The sequence below is a fragment of the Vreelandella olivaria genome (assembly GCF_023507745.1).
In the GTDB taxonomy this organism is placed as follows: Bacteria; Pseudomonadota; Gammaproteobacteria; order Pseudomonadales; family Halomonadaceae; genus Vreelandella; species Vreelandella olivaria_A.
In genome coordinates this window covers 1-21,757 of the sequence record NZ_JALPZO010000020.1, presented here as the reverse complement: position 1 = coordinate 21,757, position 21,757 = coordinate 1, and the positions used below count along the sequence as shown (strand labels likewise).

General features: G+C 55.8%; 19 protein-coding genes. 17 read left to right on the top strand and 2 right to left on the bottom strand.

The genetic code is table 11. From position 1 onward, the window contains the following. Positions 1-6: 6 nt before the first annotated feature. The 8 genes from HP566_RS01580 (at position 7) to HP566_RS01545 (ending at position 8,994) form a co-directional block, all read left to right on the top strand. On the top strand, positions 7-1,374 hold the full coding sequence (locus tag HP566_RS01580) for an amidohydrolase family protein (protein WP_249975504.1): 1,368 nt from the start codon (positions 7-9) through the stop codon (positions 1,372-1,374). Between the two features lie 17 nt (positions 1,375-1,391). Next, complete coding sequence (locus HP566_RS01575) at positions 1,392-2,132, top strand: aspartate/glutamate racemase family protein (protein WP_249975503.1); 741 nt, start codon at positions 1,392-1,394, stop codon at positions 2,130-2,132. A 45-nt stretch (positions 2,133-2,177) separates the two neighbouring features. Next, positions 2,178-2,909, top strand: a complete 732-nt coding sequence (locus HP566_RS01570; RefSeq protein WP_249975502.1) for a maleate cis-trans isomerase family protein — start codon at positions 2,178-2,180, stop codon at positions 2,907-2,909. A gap of 2 nt (positions 2,910-2,911) precedes the next feature. After that, positions 2,912-4,354: a dihydropyrimidinase gene (gene hydA, locus HP566_RS01565; RefSeq protein ID WP_249975501.1), complete on the top strand. Its 1,443-nt coding sequence runs from the start codon at positions 2,912-2,914 to the stop codon at positions 4,352-4,354. A 43-nt stretch (positions 4,355-4,397) separates the two neighbouring features. After that, a complete protein-coding gene (locus HP566_RS01560) occupies positions 4,398-4,886 on the top strand; it encodes a tripartite tricarboxylate transporter TctB family protein (RefSeq protein ID WP_249975500.1) in 489 nt (162 codons plus the stop codon). After that, positions 4,883-6,421, top strand: a complete 1,539-nt coding sequence (locus HP566_RS01555; RefSeq protein ID WP_249975499.1) for a tripartite tricarboxylate transporter permease — start codon at positions 4,883-4,885, stop codon at positions 6,419-6,421. Before HP566_RS01560 ends, HP566_RS01555 begins: the two co-directional genes overlap by 4 nt. Before the next feature lie 11 nt (positions 6,422-6,432). After that, on the top strand, positions 6,433-7,401 hold the full coding sequence (locus HP566_RS01550; protein WP_249975498.1) for a Bug family tripartite tricarboxylate transporter substrate binding protein: 969 nt from the start codon (positions 6,433-6,435) through the stop codon (positions 7,399-7,401). Between the two features lie 69 nt (positions 7,402-7,470). Next, entirely contained in the window at positions 7,471-8,994 is a 1,524-nt protein-coding gene (locus HP566_RS01545; protein ID WP_249975497.1) for an amidohydrolase family protein, read from the top strand. Positions 8,995-9,162: 168 nt separating this feature from the next. On the opposite strand, the gene HP566_RS01540 is transcribed toward HP566_RS01545, so the two are convergent. Beyond that, positions 9,163-10,227 (bottom strand): HDOD domain-containing protein, encoded by a 1,065-nt coding sequence (locus HP566_RS01540; RefSeq protein WP_249975496.1) that lies wholly within the window; start codon positions 10,225-10,227, stop codon positions 9,163-9,165. Between the two features lie 193 nt (positions 10,228-10,420). Between HP566_RS01540 and HP566_RS01535 the strand changes: the two genes are divergently transcribed. The 9 genes from HP566_RS01535 to HP566_RS01495 all read left to right on the top strand — a co-directional run bounded on the left by HP566_RS01535 (position 10,421) and on the right by HP566_RS01495 (position 21,568). Then, positions 10,421-13,117 carry a bifunctional diguanylate cyclase/phosphodiesterase gene (locus HP566_RS01535; RefSeq protein WP_249975495.1) on the top strand — a complete coding sequence of 899 codons (2,697 nt, stop codon included), beginning with the start codon at positions 10,421-10,423 and terminating at the stop codon, positions 13,115-13,117. 82 nt (positions 13,118-13,199) lie between these two features. Beyond that, complete coding sequence (locus HP566_RS01530) at positions 13,200-13,931, top strand: HAD family hydrolase (RefSeq protein ID WP_249975494.1); 732 nt, start codon at positions 13,200-13,202, stop codon at positions 13,929-13,931. Then, positions 13,924-14,634 carry a UTRA domain-containing protein gene (locus HP566_RS01525; RefSeq protein ID WP_249975493.1) on the top strand — a complete coding sequence of 237 codons (711 nt, stop codon included), beginning with the start codon at positions 13,924-13,926 and terminating at the stop codon, positions 14,632-14,634. Before HP566_RS01530 ends, HP566_RS01525 begins: the two co-directional genes overlap by 8 nt. A 144-nt stretch (positions 14,635-14,778) precedes the next feature. Beyond that, on the top strand, positions 14,779-15,810 hold the full coding sequence (locus tag HP566_RS01520) for a putative 2-aminoethylphosphonate ABC transporter substrate-binding protein (protein WP_249975492.1): 1,032 nt from the start codon (positions 14,779-14,781) through the stop codon (positions 15,808-15,810). A gap of 44 nt (positions 15,811-15,854) precedes the next feature. Continuing rightward, a complete protein-coding gene (locus HP566_RS01515) occupies positions 15,855-16,979 on the top strand; it encodes a putative 2-aminoethylphosphonate ABC transporter ATP-binding protein (protein ID WP_249975491.1) in 1,125 nt (374 codons plus the stop codon). Continuing rightward, positions 16,976-18,670 (top strand): putative 2-aminoethylphosphonate ABC transporter permease subunit, encoded by a 1,695-nt coding sequence (locus HP566_RS01510; protein ID WP_249975490.1) that lies wholly within the window; start codon positions 16,976-16,978, stop codon positions 18,668-18,670. Before HP566_RS01515 ends, HP566_RS01510 begins: the two co-directional genes overlap by 4 nt. A gap of 65 nt (positions 18,671-18,735) precedes the next feature. Then, positions 18,736-19,860, top strand: a complete 1,125-nt coding sequence (locus tag HP566_RS01505; RefSeq protein ID WP_249975489.1) for a 2-aminoethylphosphonate--pyruvate transaminase — start codon at positions 18,736-18,738, stop codon at positions 19,858-19,860. Next, on the top strand, positions 19,860-20,678 hold the full coding sequence (gene phnX, locus HP566_RS01500) for a phosphonoacetaldehyde hydrolase (RefSeq protein WP_249975488.1): 819 nt from the start codon (positions 19,860-19,862) through the stop codon (positions 20,676-20,678). Before HP566_RS01505 ends, phnX begins: the two co-directional genes overlap by 1 nt. Continuing rightward, positions 20,675-21,568: a drug/metabolite transporter gene (locus HP566_RS01495; RefSeq protein ID WP_249975487.1), complete on the top strand. Its 894-nt coding sequence runs from the start codon at positions 20,675-20,677 to the stop codon at positions 21,566-21,568. Before phnX ends, HP566_RS01495 begins: the two co-directional genes overlap by 4 nt. 17 nt (positions 21,569-21,585) lie before the next feature. Here HP566_RS01495 and HP566_RS21805 read toward each other — a convergent pair. After that, the coding region (locus HP566_RS21805; RefSeq protein ID WP_425348162.1) for an RHS repeat-associated core domain-containing protein at positions 21,586-21,757 on the bottom strand (172 nt) is incomplete at its 5' end.

The following is a 21,757-nucleotide window of genomic DNA, read 5'->3' as shown; positions in this document are numbered from 1 at the left end:
CAGATCATGACGCCAGCCTTCGATGTGCAACATCCTGCTGATTTGGTTATCTATGGCGCCCGCGTGCTGACGGTGGATAGGCAGCTAGGGGAAATAGCCAACGCCCGTATCGTGATTCATCAGGGCCGCTTAATTGAGGTGGGGCCAAACGATCCGTCACGCCCGCTACCGCCTGCGCGTCGTTCCTTGAACTTAGCCGGTCGTGTGATAACCCCCGGATTTATCAATGTGCATACCCACACCGTTCTGAGTATGGTGCGGGGTGTGGCTGAAGATATGGGATTTGCGCCCGCCTATACCCCCGGCGTGCCCCACGGCCACGAAGTGAGTGAAGAGGAGGCGGTTGCCCTGGCTCGGCTTGGTGCCGCCGAAGCGCTGCTGTTTGGCTCCACGCTAATTAACGATAGCTATGTGCATGCCGACTTGACGCTTCCCGCCATGGGCGAATTAGGCATGCGGGTGATTGCCTGTGGCCGCATTCACGATGTGGATTTTAGCCGCGTGCATGAAGGGGTCTGGGAGCATCGCGATGCGATTGGCGAACGTACGCTGAATGAAGCCATCACGCTTTACGAGCGTTGGCAGGGCAAGATGGATGGCCGTTTGGGCGTGGAGCTTGCCGCCCATGCACCTGATACCTGCTCCCGTGCCTTATTAACCAAAGTCGCCAATACCCGTGATGCGCTGGATATTCACGTTAATGGTCACCTCTCCCAAAGCATTAAAGAGAATCGGCGAGTCTTTGAGCGTGATGGCATGACCCCTAGCGAATTGCTGGAGGACGTTGGGCTGCTCGGGCCACGCTTTACTGCTGCTCACTGTATGTATGTTACCGACAGCGATATTGAACGCATTGGCCGCACCGGTACCAACATTGCCCATATCCCCCGTGGTAATGCGACAGGGGGACGTATTGCACCCACCACACGCTTGCGCGCCGCGGGCGCCAATCTGGCATTAGGCACCGACAACATGCACGGCGATATGGTGGAGGTGATGCGCTGGGCACTGATTATGGGCCGGGTCCAGGAGAGCGAGATTAATGATACCTGGCAGCCACATCACGTATTGGAAATGGCCACACTGAGCGGCGCCAAGGCATTGGGTCTTGAGGCGGAACTGGGCTCTCTTACTCCCGGCAAACGCGCTGATCTGGTGGTATTTGATTTCCGTCGCCCCCACTTGGTGCCGCTGATCAATGCGCTAGGTAACCTGGTGCATACTGCCCAAGGGCGGGATGTCGAGATAGTGGTATGTAACGGCCAGGTGGTGGTTGAGGGTGGTGAACTCTGTTTAGCCGATACCCCCGCATTATTAGCTGATGCCCAGCACGCCGCTGAGGCGCTATGGATGCGTGCGCGAACCCAGGTTTAAACGGAGGAAAGCCCTTTATGAAACTACTGATTGTGAATCCCAATATTTCCCAGAGTGTCACCGGCCTGATTGCTTCCGAAGCAAAACGCTCAGCCAGTGCAACCACACAACTGACGTTACGTACTGCCGCGTTTGGGGTGGCTTATATCGAAACCCGAGCGGAAGCAGCGGTGGGGGCGTATGCCACGCTGAACGAACTTGCTGAGCACTACGCCGGGCATGATGCCGCAATTATCGCGGCCTTTGGTGACCCGGGATTAGAAGCTGCCCGTGAAATGCTGCCGATTCCAGTGGTGGGGATGACTGAAAGTGCGCTGATGAGTGCCGCGATGCTGGGTGGACGTATCGGTATTGTGGCGATCTCACGGCGTATACGTGCATGGTACAGCGAAACCGTCGACCGCTACGGGATGTTCTCGCGGCTGGCAGGTATTCGCTGCTTAGATGAGCCACTTCCCAACATCGGCACTGTTCAGCAAGACAAGGGAGAGCAACTGGTGGCGCTGTGCGAGGCCGCCATACGCGAAGATGGAGCGGATGTGTTGATTATTGCCGGCGCGCCGCTGGCAGGGTTGGCCCGTAGTGTGGCGGAGCGTATCCCTATCCCTGTTGTGGATGGTGTGAGCTGCGCCGTACGCCAGGCGGAGCTATTGGCACGGCTGAGCCCCCAGAAAGCTTCGGCAGGTAGTTATGCCCCTCCGCCGGAGAAAAGTTGGGCTGGTTTATCGCCCGCGCTTGGCCAATTAATCGGGCGGTAACATGCCCCGTAAGGCATACAAACCATCATGTTTAGGAAGACGACAATGATTACGCCACGCAGCCGTTTTGGTGTTTTAACGCCCTCTTCGAATACCGCCTTGGAGCCTTTGACCTCGGCCATGCTAGCCGAGGTGCCAGGAGTCAGTGCTCACTTTTCCCGCTTTAGTGTGACCGAAATTGCGCTTAGCCAACGGGCGCTGGGCCAGTTTGATAATACTCATGTGCTTGCTGCAGCCAAGCTGCTCGCCGATGCCAGGGTGGATGTGATTGGCTGGAGCGGCACCTCAGCTGGGTGGCTCGGTTTTGATCACGATGTTGCGCTATGCCAGAGCATTGAATCTGAGACAGGTATTCAAGCCACCACCTCAATGCTGGCGCTCAACGAGATCATGGCAGCGTGCCAACTGCGTGAGTTTGGCCTTGTGACGCCTTACACCGATGACGTGCAGCAGTGCATTATGGCCAATTACCATGCACAAGGTTTCAGTGTGGTGGCAGAGGATCATCTCAGTATCAGTGAAAATTTCGCTTTTGCTGAAGTAAGTGAAGAGACACTCACCGCTCAGGTGAGGCGGGTGGCGGAGCAGGGTGCCCCGGCGATTGTGGTCTCATGTACCAACCTCAATTCCGCCCAGTTGGTTGCCCAGTGGGAAGCTGAGCTTGGCGTACCCGTACTGGATACCACCGCAACGGTGGTGTGGAAAATGCTACGCATGACCGGCCATGCAAATACACCGATAACCGGCTGGGGACGTTTGATGGAAGGGGCGCTGTAACAATGGCTGAGTTTGATTTAGTGGTTCGCCATGCGCGATGCGCTACTGCTGCCGATGTTTTCGATGCCGATATCGGTATTCGTGACGGCGTGATTGTGGCATTGGGCAACGCCTTGGCGGCGGGTAATCAGGAAATTGACGCTGCCGGGCGCTGGGTGTTGCCAGGGGGGGTTGATGGGCACTGCCATCTGGATCAACCCACTTCCGATGGCTCCAGGATGGCGGATGACTTCCTCTCCGGGACACGTTCAGCGGCCTGCGGAGGCACCACAACGGTGTTCCCCTTTGCCTGTCAGGTAAAAGGCCAGAGCTTGCGCGCTGCCGTAGACGACTACCATCGCCGTGCGGAAGGTAAAGCGTGTATCGACTACGCCTTTCACCTCATCGTTACTGACCCCACACCTGACGTGCTGGCAGTAGAGCTACCGGAGTTGATCCGCGAAGGGTACACCTCGTTTAAAATCTACATGACCTACGACAACCTAAAGCTGGCAGATCGTGAAATCATTGATGTGCTGGCGGTGGCCCGTGAGCATGGGGCAATGGTGATGGTGCACGCTGAAAACGCAGACTGTATTGCCTGGCTTACCGAACGCATGCTCGCCAACGGTTGCACGGCTCCCCGCTACCATGCAGCGGCAAGGCCCATGATGGTTGAGCGTGAGGCCACTCATCGCGCTATCGCCTACGCCGAACTGGTCGATGTGCCCATCTTGATTGTGCATGTCTCCGGACGCGAGGCGATGGAGCAATTGCGTTGGGCTCACCAGCATGGTTTACGGGTCTATGCCGAAACCTGTCCACAGTACTTATTTCTGACCGCAGATGACCTGGGCCTGGATGATGACCCTCAGGGTGCCAAATGCATTTGCAGTCCGCCACCCCGTGACAAGGCTAATCAGCAGGTGGTGTGGGATGGTCTAGAAAATGGCGTTTTTCAGGTGTTCTCCTCCGATCATGCGCCGTTTACTTTTGAAGGCCCTGAAGGCAAGTTTGCCGCCGGGGAGGATACCAGTTTTGATCGTATTCCCAACGGCATCCCAGGGCTTGAAACGCGCCTGGCGCTGCTGTTTAGCCACGGTGTCGAGACCGGCAGGATTACCATTCAGCAGTTTGTGGCGTTAACGGCGACAAATGTTGCGCGTATGTATGGGATCTATCCACGCAAGGGCTCGATTGCTATCGGCGCTGACGCAGATTTAGTGATTTGGGATACCGGCCTCGATCGCACCATCCGTAATGTCGACTTGCATCACGGTGTGGATTACACCCCTTACGAAGGCATTCCCGTCACCGCTTGGCCCGCCCTGACACTGTCGAGAGGCGAAGTGGTTTGGCGCGATGGCGACTATTTGGGCACTGCTGGGCGTGGTGCCTTTCTGCGCTGCGATTTACCTGCTCCCGCGCGGCCTAAACCGCGCCCGGAAGGGGGTGTCGCATGGTGATGCCTTCAGCGCTAGCTCTCCTGTTGATTCGCGTGGAGCAGGCATGATGCGAAAGCCTCTGACCAGTAACCCTTTGCTTATTGGCAAACTGCTTACGTCGTTGCTGGCGTTAGGGGTCATTGCGATTGGGGTTAGCTTTTTGCGCATTGTGCACGGCACACCACCCCCGTATGGCGCGCCGGGAGATATCGGCTCGGCGGCGTTTTTCCCTGGTCTTGTTGCGCTATTGGTCACCGGCTTGGGGGGGATCATGCTGCTGGTGACATGGCGAGCCAACGCAAACGTAGTGTTTGAGCGGGGCCGTACTGGGTTGGCACTTATCGCTTTCATCCTGATGGTGGCGATGGCGCTATCGATCAACGTATTGGGTATTTGGTTAGTCAGCATGCTGGCAGTACCGCTGTTAGCGGTGTGTTTTGGCGAGCAGCGCTGGTATGTACTGCTGGCCTTGGCGGTTATTCCTCCTACCGTTGTCATCCATTTGTTTGAAGGGGTGATGGGGATTTATTTTCCGCGGGGTATGCTGCTGTGATTGATTTTAGTGTGTTGCAGCAGGGGCTGGCGATGCTGGCCAGCCCTTGGACCTTCCTGGCACTTTCCGCAGGCCTAGCCGGAGGTATTTTGATTGGCGCATTGCCGGGGCTTACCGCCACCATGGCTGTCGCTGTTCTTGCCCCTTTTACCTTCTTTATGGACGCCACTATCGGCATTCCATTTTTGCTGGGAATCTACAAAGGGGCCATTTATGGCGGCTCTATTCCTGCCATCTTAGTCAACACGCCGGGAACTGCAGCGGCTGCCGCTACGGCTAAAGATGGCTATGCGCTAACCCAGCAGGGTAAGTCGCGTAAAGCGCTGGAGCTAAGCCTATATAGCTCGGTGGCAGCTGATTTTATTGCCACTCTGTTACTCATTGTGGTGGCCATACCGCTGGCCAGTATTGCGATTCGCTTTGGATCGCCAGAGTTTGCGCTGCTCTATCTGATTGCGCTGACCATGATCGCGACAGTGAGCGGCGAAAGCTTTCTCAAAGGAATGATTGCCGCAGGGTTAGGCCTGCTGGTCGCCTGTGTTGGTCTTGATCCGATGACAGGCTATCAGCGCTTCACTTTTGGTAACACTGATTTATTAGCGGGCGTATCCCTGATTCCGCTACTGATTGGTATGTTTGCGCTGAGTGAGATCCTGATGCAGCTCACCCAGCCACCCAGCGCAGAGGATAGGAAGACAACGGCGGCAGAGCATGGCGGTGAACCTCTAAGCTGGACCGAGTTTTGGGCGCTGAGGCCAACCATTTTACGTTCAACAACCTTAGGGGCTTTTTTAGGTTCGCTCCCTGGTTTAGGTGCTGAAATTTCCTGCTGGATTGCTTATGGCGTGGCCCGTGGCCGCTCTCGCGAGCCAGAAAAATTTGGTAACGGTTCACTGGAAGGTCTAGCCGCCGCAGAGTCGGGTAACAACGCCGTCGTGCCTGCCGCGCTTATTCCCATGACCATCTTTGGTATCCCCGGCGACACGATTACCGCTGTACTCATTGGTGCCTTAATGGCTCAGGGCATGATGCCAGGACCACTGATGATTCAGCAGAACCCGGGCTTTCTATTCGGGATGTTCTTGGTGTTGCTGGTAACCAATATGCTGCTGCTTGGTTTTGGGTTGCTGGCGATTCGCTGGTTAAAGCAGGTCACGCGTATTCCCCCCACCGTATTGTATCCCTGCGTCATGCTGCTCTGTTTGTGTGGTGCCTACGCCGTCAACTCCAGCACATTCGACTTACTTATTTTAGTCATGGGCGGCGGGCTAGGGTATGTCATGCGGCGTACTGGTTTTCCCGTTGCTCCACTGATCATTGGCCTATTACTGGGGCCAGGTTTTGAGAGCGCCCTGCGCCAGTCGCTGGTGTTCTCAAACGGTAGCCTGACGATCTTCTGGTCGCGTCCAGGCAGCCTTATCCTGCTGATCTTATTAGCTCTGGTCATCGTAGTAATGGCTTGGCGTGGGCTAACGACGGCAGGGATTATTAAGAAGCGCTTTAAACGTCTTACTTCCCCGTCCCAAAAGCACTAAGGAGTTATCTCATGATCCGTCCTGCCATTGCCCGTACGCTAATCGCTGTTTCAGTAGCGGCCACCAGCGCACTCACTGGAGCCCAAACTCTTGCTCAAGAGAGCCATTTAGCCAATGAACCCATTCGTTTTGTCACGCCGTATCCAGCCGGTGGCTCGCACTCACTGCATGCCGGCATAATCACTGCGGTGGGAGAGGACTTTTTAGGTCGCCCGTTGATTTCTACCATTCGTGGAGGTGGTGGTGGAGTCGTTGCCGCGGCAGAGGTCGCTCGCAGCACACCAAATGGCACCATGCTGTTGTTTGGTGATCCAACGATTAACTCGTTGCGCCCCCAAGTGGAGGACCTGCCTTACGAAATGGATGATTTTGTCGCGGTAGCGCGTATCAACTATAGTCCGGCCATTTTTGTTACTACGCCGGATCAACCCTTCCAAACCATTAAAGAGCTAGTCGATTACGCCGAAGGCAATCCCAATGAGCTGGTTTACAGCTCCGATAACCGTAATGGTTTTACCTTTACCGTATTTGAAATGCTGAAGTCGACTGCTGAGATTGATATGCGCGGCGTAGAGCTTGGCGGTGGCGGTCCCGCAGTGACCCAGTTATTGGGGGGCAATACCATGGCCTATGCAGGCGATCCTAGCGTAGTGGGTGAGCATTTGGATGCCGGGACACTAGTGGGCCTTTGTGTGACCGACACCGAGCGTTTTGAAGCCTATGCTGATATCCCCACCTGCCAGGAAGAGGGCTACGATGTTGTCTTCCAGTTTTGGCGGGGTGTGATGGCACCCGCAGGTACACCGCCTGAAGTAGTGGCTGAACTCAGCGATGGCTTTGAGCGTTTAACTCAGGATGAAGGGTTTCTACGTTTGATCGGACAGATTGGCTCGGGTGTTCAGTTCCTTGATCACGAGGCCTTTGCTGAAGCTTTGGCCGCTGAGCAGGCGGCATTAGGTGCTGCTTACCTCGGCGAATAAAGATGCTTCCTGCCCAAGCAGCTCCTTAATCAGGAGCTGCTTGTTTGCGTGCCCCATGGATAAATCGATATGGATAAAACCACTATGGATAAGACCATAACGCTAGTGGGAACGCTGGCGCTGAATGAGGATGGCGTTTCAGTGGGCACTGAGCCGATGGATATCGTCATTCACAATGGCGTGATAGACAGCATCCGCCCATCGGGTAGCCAGCCAGCGGAAGGTGAGTATCTTGATGCTTCCGACACCTTTACCGTTCCCGGTTTTATTAATGGGCATCACCACTCCCATGAAAATTTCCACAAAGGGCGTTACGACCGCCTGCCCCTTGAACTGTGGATGAATTACGTACGGCCAGCCAAGCCACTGCCGCTGACCGCTGATGATATCTACCTGCGTACGCTGGTCGGTGCTTGCCAATCCTTGCTGTCGGGCACCACCTGTATTGTCGATGATTTCAATGCATCACCGGTTTTAAACCCTGATCATGTACAGGCCGCCTTAAAGGCGTATGAAGATATAGGTATTCGCGCGCTGGTAGGGCCGACGCTATTCGATGTGCCTTTTCATGAAAGCGTGCCGTTTATTCACGAAGAGTGTAGCCATGAAACGTTGGCTAGCTTAGCGCCGGGTAATGTGACGCCCGCCGCAGAGTATTTGCACTTTGTTGAGTCATTGGCAGCAACGCGTCACCCGCGTGACAATCGAGTCGGTGTGTTATTAGCGCCGTCAGCCCCGCAGCGCTGTACCGATGGCCTCTTGAAAGATGTTCGCACGCTAGCTGATCGAACCGGCCTGCCAGTGATTATTCATGTTCAGGAAACCCGGCTGCAAGCTGCGTCCGCATGGAACCAACACGGTAAAACACTGTTCCAGCATTTGGATGAATTGGGCTTCTTGGCCCCAGGAACGTCGCTTGTTCATTCCGTGTGGTTGACGGATGATGACATAGCGCGGATTGCCGCTAGTGGTGCTAGCGTGCAGCATAATCCCAACAGCAATTTGAAGCTGGGTTCGGGCTTGATGCCACTGCGCCAACTACTGGATGCCGGGGTTAACGTCAGCTTAGGCACTGACGGCTGCGGCTCATTGGAAACCACCGATATGCTACGCGTCGTCGCTAATATGGCGCTGATTCACAAGCTGCGGGGCAATGATTATCGCCGTTGGGTGGGCGCTGAAGAGGCCTTTTATGCCGCCACCCAAGGTGGTGCAAAAGCGCTTGGGCTAGAGGATCAACTGGGCTGTATAAAGGTTGGTCAGCGTGCTGACATGGTGCTCTATCGGCTGGATGCTCCTGCGTTTACGCCGCTGAATAACCCTTTGCGTCAATTAGTATTTGGGGAGAGTGGCAACGGAATTCATAGCGTGCTGGTGGACGGCGAATGCGTGGTTTCGGACGGTAAACTAACGCGGCTTGATCAACGCGAAATATCCAAACGGATCAGTAAGGCCATGCAGCGGCTTCGCCCAGAGATCGCTAATGCCGAACAAATGACCGAAACTTTGCGCCCCGCCTACGAACGTATTTGGCAGCGCTGCCAAGCATTGCCGCTCGCCCCGGGCACTATCGCTGCGCGATTTGATGACTAGCACCAGCCGAGTTTTATACTAGCCGTTGGCGTCATCGCCTTACCATGATCGGTGGCCTATACGTGCGCGCCGTTCACCTTTGAAGGCCCTGAAAGCAAGTTTACCACTGAGGTTGCGATTGATGCCGATGCCAGAGCAGGTGCTGAGCCAGATGCGCTGGCTGGAAGTTTAGGTTTTGGCGCTGGAAGGGGAGTCGTCGCTGTCCCTGCCTGGCATGGCGTACATTTTGCGCAGTATCCGCAACTCTTTGTTGTATTTGGATTCCCGGCGACTATTGAGCATTAATGTATGGTCCAGCAAGAGTTGCTGAGCATTATCCAGTAACGCTTTGGAGTCGACAGTCGCAGGTGCTTCCATGTTAAGCGCCTTGGCAATGATCGCCATTTTGGGCTGAACATCTTCAAGCACGTTTTCAAGTGAAAACGAGGGCATGCCAACGGTTGTGGTTAAATCGTGGAGGAGTGCGGCAAGTGGTTCCTCTGGTGCGGAGGATAGGCAGGCGTCTGCCATTGGCCCTGATATACGCACACATAGCTCCCTGAGAGTGCTGTTCGTGTAGCGAGCATGGCTACAGTGAATGGTATTCACCATAGAGGATGGGATGCCCCATTTTGCTGCTAGCCAAGCGCCGATCACGGCATGATCACAACCAAAGTAACGCTGCTCTTCTTTAATTAACTGATGATGTGGCAATGCTTTATTCGCATATAATTCATTAGCTTGTTCGGGATACGTGGCGCTAAGTGCCAGGATGCCGATGTCCTGCAGAAGCGCTGTCGTAAAAGCACTGCCTGCCTGATCAGGACAAGCTTGCTCAGCCAGCTGTCGCGCCATCAGCGCAGACATAATAGAGCGTTGCCAAATATAAGTATGATGGGCCCCTGGATGAGAATGCTGAAAAAGATTAAAGCTCAGCACTGCGGTCAGGGTCGCATCCAGGCCCAGCCGCTGAATAGCCTCAATGCATGTCAGCGCCGGGATGGCGGAACGTGTGTGATGAACGCTATTCGATAGCGCGATAAGACGAGCCGTTAATGCCGGGTCATGCTCAATTGAGCCGGAAAAGTCGTTGATAGTTGCTGTTGAAGATTGTATTAACTGAAGTATGCGCAATGCCACAGAGGGAAGTGATGGCAGGCGCTGGCACTTGAGAAAGTCGCTGATTAGAAAACCAGGAATTGACTCAGTAAGCGTTGCATATAGTGCTTCGTTCATGGTCGAATTTGTTGCCATCTCCTCTCCCCGCGCCCTGTTTAACATAGTAGGCAGGCACCATTATATATAAGTTTATAATTAAGGGGGGAGTATGTTCATTGGGGAACAGTGTAAATAACAGTCAATGGCTGTTTTTGCGGGGTAAGTCGCTGTAAGTTAGTAAGATGGCGTCAGTAGCCCAACTGCTCCAGAACGAAAAGTGAGCGCGACAATGCACACCAGGAATGAAGCGGCGGATATTTTTCGCCAGCTAGCGGAAGGGTTAGGCCAAAGCGGCACACCTCACTTTTTCACGATGCTGGTGGAGCAGCTTGCCCATCTACTGAGCGTTGATCACGTATTGGTAGCTGCCGTCTTAGCGACGCATGAGGCTGAGACCCTGGCTGTGTGGTCAAAAGGCCATCATCAGCCCAATATCTGTTACCCGTTGGCAGGCACGCCCTGTGAAACCATTATTGGCAATGAGCCTTGTCTCTATTGCAGTGGTGTTCAGGCGCAGTTTCCTGAGGATGAGCTATTAGGCCAGATGGGGGCTGATAGCTATATGGGGCTGCCACTGTTTGCACCCGATGGCTCTGCCATTGGTATATTGGCTGTACTCCACAGCAAGCCTATGCAGTTTGATGGGCTTGAGAGTGAAATCTTGCGTATTGTGGCTGCTCAGGCAGGTGCAGAGTTAGGCCGCCGCCAGGCAGAAAGCGCCTTGCGCAAAAGCGAGGAAGTGGCCCGGGAAAGTGAGCGCCGTTTAAATACGCTACTGAACCACTTGCCCGGTATGGCTTACCGTTGCCTGAATGATCGTGACTGGACCGTACAACTGGTGAGCCAGGGGGCAAAAGCACTCACTGGTTATCGGCCAGACGAGCTGGAGGGCAACCGCAAGGTAAGTTTTATATCTTTGATTCATGAGGAGGATCAGGGGCGCCTCGACCAGGAGGTACAAAAAGCCATTAACCAGCGACGCCCTTATCGAGTGGTTTATCGCATGCGGCATCGGAGTGGCGATTACCGCTGGGTGTGGGAGCAAGGTCAGGCCGTGTTTGACCAGGCCGGTGAAGTTATATGCCTTGAAGGATTTATCTCTGACGTCACCGATCAGCAAGAGTCTCAACGCGTACAAAGCGCTGTCGTACAGGTAGCATCTACCGTTACCTCTCGAATGGGCGATGGATACTTTCAACAGTTGAACACCACGCTGGTCGCGCTACTTGAAGCCGATGCCGGCTTTATAGCACTGCTGGATCAACCTTTACCCATTGGCAACCATGTCGCCTCACCCATTGATGCGATGCTTTCCTCTGTGTCGATGAGTACGGTCAGTCTGGTGACGCAGGGCACCACGCTGGCTAATCATACGTTTTTATTGCACGGCACGCCTGCTGAACGTGTTGTCCTTGAGCAGGAGAGCGTCGTTTATAACGGAGAAGCCTTAATCCTTCCCGGTACTTCAATGCGTGTCCAGGCCTGGATCGGCAGGCGTTTGGATAACGCCAATGGCGATGCCATTGGCGTCATGATGGTGTTTTATCAAACGCCGTTAACAACGAATGCGTTTGCAACGGCTGTATTACGGATTCTTTCAACAGGGGCCGCCGCTGAACTGGAACGTCGTCGAGATCACCAGCATATACATAACCTTGCCTATACGGATAGCACCACCGGCCTGCCTAACCGCGTGCGATTTATTGAGACGCTGGCTGAGTTGGGCCAGCAAGCACGTCAGCAGCATTCTCCATTAACGCTGCTGCTGTTGGATCTGCGCCGCTTTAAAGAGATTAACGATCTCCATGGCCACCAGGCGGCCGACCAGCTGTTAGCCACGGTGGCTGAACGACTGCGGCATCTTGATTTGCCCCAGGTGAACTGTGCTCGCCTTGCGGGCGACGAATTTGCGCTGCTGCTGCCGAGTGCTCAGCGCGCAACGCTGGATGATATTGTTAAACAACTTTGTGCGTTGATCAAACGACCTATTCGGCTTGACCACCGGGTGTTTAGTCTGGATGTGAGTATTGGTTTCGCCCGTTATCCTGGCGATGTGGCTGACGTAAACGAGTTGTTTAATGCCGCCAGCATCGCGCTTCATCATGCCAAAAAGCGTGATACCAATATCTCTCCCTATACCCAAACCATGCGCCACGCTCTTGAGCGTCGCCAGTGGATGACTGAACGTTTGCACCTGGCTATTTTGGAACAGCGGTTGCAGCTCTATTTTCAGCCACAGGTGGATCTTACTACCCAGACGTTGACCGGAGCCGAGGCGCTTTGCCGTTGGCACGACCCGGAGTGGGGCTGGGTGAGCCCTGGTGAGTTTATTCCGCTGGCGGAAGAACGCGGGCTTATTCGGCTTTTAGGTGACTGGGTGCTGGAGGAAGCCGCTCGCCAGCTCAGTGCCTGGCAGACTAGCTGTACGCCGCTACCGGGAAGGCTCTCGATTAATATATCTGCTCAGCAGTTTGCTGATCCTCAGCTAACTGCCCATGTGGCAGCGCTGACCGCAGGGATCTCCCCCAGTGCGATTGCTTTAGAGCTTACCGAAAGCGACTTTATGCGTGACCCAAGCCAAGCAGTCAGGATTACCCAAACCATGCGCCAAGCCGGTTATGCCCTGTTTATCGATGATTTTGGTACTGGGTACTCCTCGCTCTCCTACCTGCGCCGTTTTGCCGCCGATGCGCTGAAAATCGACATTTCCTTTGTGCGCGATATGCTTGATAACCACCATGACAGGGCGATCGTGCAAACCATTATCGCTATGGCGAGTGCACTGGAGATGAAAACCCTTGCCGAAGGCGTGGAAAACGAAGCTCAGGCTACCCTGTTGGCCCGTATGGGATGCCACCAGGCCCAAGGCTACTGGTTTGGTCGCCCGCTCCCTGCCAACGAGTTTGCTAAAGTGTGGCTGAACTGATGATAACGGGCTGGCGTCATCGTCTTGTCATGATCTGTGGCCTACGCTACGCGCCGTCAACCTGCGATGAAAGGAGTGCACTATGCGCCTGGCCCTATTTGACCTTGATGACACCCTTCTGGATGGAGACTGCAGCGACCGCTGGAACCTATGGATGATTGAACAAGGGTGGGTGAGTGATGCCGAGCGCTTTATGGCGCGCGCCGAGCAAATGCAGCAGGCCTACCATGCGGGAAAGCTGAGACTGGAAGAGTACCTTACGATGACGCTGGCACCGCTGCGTGGCCGTCGTGTGGCAGACGTGCAAAAAGAGGTTGAGCGCTTTGTTGCCACTCACCTCCAGCCACGTATTTTTGATCATGCCTGGCGCTGTTTGCATGCCCACCGCGAAGCGGGCGATACCTTGGTACTGATTTCCGCCTCGTCGCACCATATAGTTGCACCGATTGCCGCTACACTGGGGATTGAGCACGTACTGGCGGTTGAATTAAGTGTCGAAAACGGAATTAATGAAGAAGCCCGTTATACTGGCCACAGTGAAGGCGTGCTCTCCTACCGGGGTGGCAAGGTGATACGTTTTAAGCAGTGGCTGGCCGAGCAGGGCATTACCCCCAGCCACACGACCTTTTATTCCGATTCCCGCAACGACCTGCCTTTACTGCAGTATGTCGATTGCGCGGTAGCCGTGAACCCCGACCCGGTACTGGCCGAGGTGGCTAGCGTTGAAGGGTGGCGACGCTTAGACTGGCGGGTAGCTGCGCCCTCATGCGCATCATCGGCCAACGCTTTGTCAGGAAAATCGGTACATGCCTGATGCCTACTATTTACAGCTCACTGAACAGCTCCGTTATTTGATCACCCAACACGCCGCTGAGTGGGAGGGTAAACTGCCCTCCGAGCGAGCGCTTGCCGAGCGTTTTTCCACCACGCGCGTTACCCTGCGACAGGCGCTGGCGCAGCTTGAGGGTGAAGGCCTGATCCATCGCAGCAACCGACGCGGCTGGTTTATTTCTCCGGCAAGGTTAATGTACGACCCTACGCGTGATGCGGGCTTTAACGATTATGTCCGCGCCCAGGGCCGCCAGCCACGCACCGCCGTGCTCAAGCTGGAGACGCGCCCCCATTTGCCTGCCGCCCGCGCACTGGGGCTTGCCGATAACCAGCCGTTTCATCATATCCGCCGCCGTCGCTATGTGGATGATCGTGCGGTGTTGGCAGAGTCGCTGTGGGTAGTGCCTGAATGTGCTCCAGAACTGTTGACGATTTATACCGGCCAGTCGCTATGGGGGCTTCTGCGTGAGCGCTGGGGGCATCATTTAGCCAATCGTTCTATCCACATGGTATCGGAAGCCTTATCGCCTATGGATGCAGAAGAGCTATTCGTCGCCCCCGGCACCGCCGGGCTCAATATTTGCCGTGCGATTCTAGACGAGCAACGGTGCCCCATTGAGTATGACGAAGAGCACTGGCTGCATGACTCACTGTGCATCTGCGTTGAACTATCGGGCCAGCAGTAAGCTATTCATCCCTCCTTTCATGCAGCCACCTCTTCTCCTGTCAGGCTCGACATAAGAACTTAAAAAATCGGTCAAGCAAGCGTCACGGCACTGTCATTTAACGTCGGCAGACTTCTGGTCTATACCAAAGCCGGGAGACCTACCATGTCGATGCTTCGCCGCCTGTTCCAACCCATGCTATTAGTGGGTGCCGCCGCGCTCTCTATGGCTGCCAATGCCACAGAGTTAACGGTGTACACCGCTGTTGAGTCGGATGACCTGCAAAAATATGCCGAACGCTTTAAAGCTACCTATCCTGACATCACCATTAACTGGGTGCGTGACTCCACCGGTGTGATTACTGCCCGCCTGCTGGCTGAAAAAGGGAATCCTCAGGCTGATGTCATCTGGGGCTTGGCAGCCACCAGCCTGCTGGTACTGGAAGAGGAAGGCATGTTGGCACGCTATGCCCCGGAAGGTGTTGAGAACCTGGATCCGAAATTTGTCGATGCCGCCTACCGTAACGGCGAAGACCCAGCGTGGGTGGGGATGGATGCCTGGGTGGCGGCCATTTGCTACAACACCATTGAAGGCGAGCGCCAGGGCGTACCGATGCCCACTTCCTGGGAGGACCTGACTCAGCCCGCTTTTGAAGGCCATGTCATCATGCCCAACCCCAACTCATCCGGTACCGGTTACCTGGATGTGGCCAGTTGGATGCAGCTATGGGGCGAAGAGCAGGGCTGGGACTATATGGATCGCCTGCATAACAATATCGCGCGCTATACCCACTCAGGCTCTGCCCCCTGCAGCCTGGCAGCTACTGGTGAAGCCGTTGTTGGCGTCTCCTTCGCCTTCCGTGGTGCGCGTTTGAAATCCCAGGGCGCACCCATTGAGGTGGTCTTCCCTGAAGAGGGTCTAGGCTGGGACATGGAAGCCGCCGCTATAGTGGCTGGTACCGATAAGATGGAAGCTGCCCAAACGCTGATGGACTGGGCTGTGTCCCGTGACGCTAATGAGCTCTATAACGAAGGGTACGCAGTGGTGGCTTATCCCGGTGTAGCACAGCCGATTGAGAATTACCCAACTGATATCACTGAGCGCATGATTGATGCCGACTTCCAGTGGGCGGCGATTAACCGCGAGCGCGTGCTGGCCGAGTGGCAGCGCCGCTACGACAGTAAAACAGAACAGTAAGCACCGATCAGTTGCCCCGGCTCAGGCCGGGGCTTGGAGATGTTATGCAAACGACAATGACATCGCCGCTGACGGCTCACCCGGCGGCGACATCCCACTCAACCTCCACCCATCTAAGCATTGACAACGTCACTAAGTGCTTCGGTAGTTTCACTGCGCTGGATAAGATTACGTTAGAGATTCAGGAAGGCGAGTTTATCTGTTTTTTAGGCCCCTCCGGCTGCGGTAAAACCACCTTGCTGCGCACCATTGCAGGGCTGACCCGACAGAGCACGGGCACGCTGATTCAGCGTGGCAAGGACATTTCCAGGCTGCCTCCACAGGCGCGGGATTTTGGCATTGTCTTCCAGTCGTACGCACTGTTCCCCAATTTGACCGTCTTCGATAACGTAGCGTATGGGTTGCGCAATCGTCGGATAAATCGGGTGGGCATCCGCTCCCGGGTAACTGAGTTGCTCGCTCTGGTGGACCTGGGCGGCAGCGAAGATAAGTACCCGGCGGCGCTTTCCGGCGGTCAGCAGCAGCGGGTCGCGCTGGCGCGAGCGCTCGCCATGGAACCTGGCTTACTGCTGCTGGACGAGCCGCTATCGGCACTGGATGCCCGGGTGCGCACCCATCTGCGTAGCCAAATTAAAGCTCTGCAGGCGCGTCTTGGCGTGACCACCATTATGGTGACCCATGACCAGGAAGAGGCGTTGACCATGGCCGACCGCATCGTGGTGATGAACCATGGCGTGATTGAGCAGGTAGGCACCCCCGCAGAGATTTATCACCAGCCCGCCAGTGCTTTTGTAGCCTCGTTTATTGGCACCATGAACTTTTTAGAAGTGACCGCAGGGACCAACCATCGGGTACAGCTGGGTAGCACGCACTGTGACTGCCAGCCACATCATTATGCCCAGGGGCTGCCTATCCAGCTGGCTATTCGGCCAGAGGCGGTCGCGCTAAGCCGAACCCAAAGTGAACTGATGGGGGAGGTCACCGGTATCGAGTTTTTAGGTGCGTTTCAGCGGGTGGCCCTACGTGTACAGGGTACCGGGCAAACGCTGCTTGCCGATGTGCCAAGCCGGGACAGCACCGCCCTCGTGTTACAGCTAGGGCAAGTGTTAAGCATTCATTTTCCTGCGGACGCTGCACGTCTGTACCCAGCCGGGAGCAGTCAGCCATGAGGGCGATACTGTTTTCCAGGCCAACTGCCAAGCTATCGTTGGAGGCACTGGTTCGCTTGCTGATGTTGTTGGCCGGGGTGGCGCTGCTAGTGATTGGCCTGTTATTCCCCCTGTTTGCAATGCTGGTGAAGAGCCTGCAGGGTCGCAGTGGTGACTTTATCGGGCTTGCCAACTTTGTGCAGTACTTTCAAACACCGGCGCTGGTCAACTCGATAACTAACTCATTTCGTATGGCGCTCACCACCACTGTTGTAGTGGTGGGGTTAGCATTTTTATGTGCCTATGGCGTTACCCGCACCTGTATGCCGGGCAAGCGGCTATTTCGGATGTTGGCAATTCTGCCCATCCTGGCGCCATCGCTGCTGCCTGCGATTAGCCTGGTTTACCTATTCGGAAATCAAGGGTTTCTGCGCGAGCTGCTCATGGGCCACTCGGTGTATGGGCCGATTGGTATCGTGATAGGGATGAGCTTTTGGATCTTTCCCCATGCGCTAATGCTGCTGACGACGGCACTGACCCATAGTGATGCGCGGCTCTATGAAGCCGCAGACGTGTTAGGCACCCCTAAATGGCGCATCTTTTTGACCATTACCCTGCCAGGCGTGCGTTATGGTCTTATATCTTGCCTGTTCGTGGTGTTTACCTTAGCGATTACCGATTTTGGCGTGCCCAAAATTATTGGCGGCCAATTTAGTGTGCTGGCAACCGATGTGTATCGTCAGGTGGTAGGGCAGCAGAATTTCCAGATGGGGGCGGTGGTCAGCGTGATTCTATTACTGCCTGCGGTGCTTTCGTTTATGGTTGACCGCTGGATTCAGCGGCGGCAGGTAGCCCAGCTTTCGGCGCGGGCCGTGCCATGGCAGCCCACGCCCAGCCCGCTACGAGACTGGCTATTTGCACTCATGTGTTACGCAGTGGCGGGCGTTATTTTGCTGGTTATCGGCACGGCGATATATGCCTCGCTGTTGCAGTTCTGGCCTTACAACCGGACGTTTACCCTACAGCACTACACCTTTCAGGGGTTAGCGGGCGGTGGCTGGGAGGCATGGCTTAACTCGCTCAAACTGGCCTTTAGCGTTGCCCTGGTAGGCACGTTGGTGATTTTCTTTAACGCTTGGCTGATCGAAAAAAGCGACGGCTATCAGCCGCTGCGCCAGGGTTTACACCTGATGGCGATGTTGCCCATGGCAGTGCCGGGCATGGTGTTGGGCTTGGCCTATATCTTCTTTTTCAATCAGGCCGGGAATCCCTTTAACTGGATGTACGGCACGATGGCCATTTTGGTGCTAAACACGCTGGTGCATTTTTACACCGTATGCCACCTGACTTCCGTGACGGCACTCAAACAGCTCGACCCGGAGTTTGAAGCTGTCGGTGCCTCACTAAAGGTTCCCTTCTGGACCACCTTTCGCCGGGTAACACTGCCAGTGTCGCTGCCTGCCGTGTTGGATATCTCGGTTTACCTGTTCGTCAATGCGATGACGACCGTATCAGCGGTAGTGTTCCTCTATAACAGCGATACCCGGCTTGCCTCCGTGGCGGTTCTGCACCTGGACGAAGCGGGCTACTTTGCCAGTGCTGCGGCCATGGCCGTACTGATTTTCCTGACCTCGCTAGGGGTTAAGCTGCTGCACGCGGCACTTACCCACGCTTTGTTAAACAACGCACAGCGCTGGCGCCAAGCGGGCTAGACAGCTCACTGCGGCAGCGGCTACGCTGTGTTTATTATCTGGTATAGACCAATATGATGAATAACATGACAGCGCCTTACTTACTAACACCAGGGCCGCTTACCACCTCCCCAGAGACCAAAGCGGCCATGCTATGTGACTGGGGCTCCTGGGATGACGACTTCAACCGTGTCACCGCCAATGTGCGTACACAGCTCTTGGCGATGGCAGAGGCAGGTAGTAACACCTTTGCCTGTGTGCCGATGCAGGGTAGCGGTACTTTCGCCGTGGAGAGCGCGCTGGCCTGTGCTGTCGCTCCTGGCGGCAAGGTACTGGTGCTGATGAACGGTGCTTACGGCCAGCGGGCGGCGCAGTTGCTCCATACGATGGGCCGCCGTTATGTAATCCTGGATAAAGGCGACTATCTGCCGCCTCAGCCGGAGGAGGTTGACGCCGTGCTGCAGCAGAACCCGGAGATTACCGCCGTGTTTCTTGTCCACTGTGAAACCAGCTCCGGCATTTTGAACCCACTGGATGCTATCGCTGACGTGGTACACGCGCATGGTAAAACGCTCATCGTCGATGCGATGAGCTCATTTGGTGGCGTGCCGATCAGTCTCGCGAAAACGCCCATTGATGTACTGATCTCCTCGGCCAACAAGTGCATTGAAGGTGTACCGGGCTTTGGTTTTGTGATTATCCGCAAGGCGCTGCTTGCTGAAGGCAAGGGACGTGCACACTCGCTAAGTCTTGACCTGCATGCCCAGTGGGAATACATGGAGTGTACCGGCCAGTGGCGCTTTACCCCACCAACCCATACCGTGGTGGCCTTTCAGGCGGCGCTTGCCCAGCACCATGATGAGGGCGGTGTGCAGGGACGTTGCGCCCGTTACACTCGCAACCGCGATGCTCTGGTAGCCGGTATGCGGGCGTTAGGTTTTAGCACACTGTTGGAAGACCCATGGCTGTCGCCCATTATCACCACCTTTCTAAGCCCCACCGACCCGGCGTTTGAGTTTAATGCCTTCTATGCAGCGCTAAAGGCGCGCGGCTTTTTGATCTACCCAGGCAAGCTGATCGCAGTGGAGAGTTTCCGCATCGGCTGTATCGGCCAGTTGGACGCCCCTGTGATTGAAACGCTGCTTGCCGCTGTTCATGACGCGCTTATCGAGATGGGTGTTTCCCCTTGTCCAGACTCATGGAGCGCCTGATGCACTACCACTCCCCCCAACGCCTCCAGGCGGTTATTTGTGACTGGGCAGGCACCCTGGTCGATTTTGGCTCCTTTGCACCCACCCAGATTTTTGTCGAAGCCTTTGCCGAACTGGGTGTCGCGATTAGCCTGGAAGAAGCCCGTGGCCCTATGGGCATGGGCAAATGGGATCATATTCGTACGCTGTGCGATCAGCCCGCGATTGCCGAAAGGTTCACCCAGGCTGTCGGTCACGCGCCCACCAATGATGATGTGACGGCGCTCTATGAGCGGTTTATGCCATTGCAGATCGCCAAAATTACTGACCACTCAGCGGTGATACCCGGTGCCCTGCATACGTTCACCTGGCTACGCGATCAAGGGCTGAAAGTCGGCTCATGTTCCGGCTACCCGGTAGTAGTGATGGAGCGTATCGCGGCCCTTGCCAAGGATAATGGCCTGCGGGTCGATCATATCGTGGCGACCGACGAGGTGCCGAATGGACGCCCGCACCCGGCTCAGGCGCTGGCTAATGTGATTGCTCTAGGCATTAGCGATGTGGCGGCTTGCATTAAGGTGGATGACACTGCTCCGGGTATCCTTGAAGGATGCAGCGCTGGAATGTGGACGGTAGCGCTCACCTGTTCGGGGAATGCGCTGGGGCTTGACTATGAGCAGTACCAGGCTCTGAGTGATACAGAGCGCCACGCGGCCCACGAGCGAGTGGCCGCCCAGTTTGCGCCGTCGAAGCCGCACTATTGTATACCCACTATCGCTGAGCTGCCCGGCGTGGTGGAGGCCATTCATACCCGTTTGCAACAGGGAGAGAAGCCTTGAGCCCAGCCGCGCTTGCCCTGGTGCTGGTATCGGTATGTATGCACGCTGGTTGGAATGTTCTGGGCAAACGTAACGCGCCTTCACTGGGGGCTTTTGCTCTGGCTTATGGCGCAGGTGGGGCGGTGATGCTGCCATTGGTGTGGCTTGGGCCACCATTAGCGGCGCTACCCAGTGCATTCTGGGGCTGGTTGGCGCTCTCTGGGCTGTGCCAAATGCTCTATATGGGAGGACTGGCCTGGGCCTATGCGCGAGGAGAAGTCAGCGTGCTTTATCCCATTGCACGGGCGCTGCCGGTGGTGCTGGTGCCGTTGGTGTCTATTGCGCTACTGGGCAGCCGTGTGCTGGATATCTGGGATGGCATTGGGATGGCACTCGTCGTGGCCGGTGCCCTGTGCCTGCCACTTAGCCATCCTGAGGCGCGCAGGTTTGCCACCTACATAACGCCCGCCATGGGTTATGCACTACTCGCAGCGGTGGGCACTGTCGGCTATTCGCTGATCGACAAACAGGCCTTGGGGTTAATGCAGGGAGCGGGGCATAGCGGGCTGACCGCAGGGGCGGTATTTATGGTGCTGCAAGCGGTGGTAACACTCACTTGGGCGATGCCGTTGCTGGTGCTACTGCCTGCAGAGCGCCGCCGCCTGCCGGCGCTGCGCCAGCACGGGTTGGTCATGCTGGTGGGCACCGGGCTAATGATGACCAGTACCTATGGACTGGTACTAATCGCCATGGCGCTCACCGATGAGGTGAGCTATATCGTGGCGCTGCGCCAACTCTCGATTCCGGTAGGTGTGCTGATGGGCGTACTATGGCTAAAAGAGCCTGCCTCCAGGGCTAAAACGTTGGGTACACTTATCATGTTGGGTGGGCTTCTGCTGGTGGCGTTATAAGCGATTGTGTTAGCTCATCACTCTCGGTTAACTGCATTATGATCCTGGATGATATACCGCCACTGCTGTGGGTCGTAGTAGCGGTGGCGGTTGTAGTAGAGGCCACTCTCTTCATCGTGCCATTGGCCCTGGAAGCGGATCGGCTGTGATGTGTTGCCGCGTTCGTTCCGGGTGGCGGCCCAGTCGTCG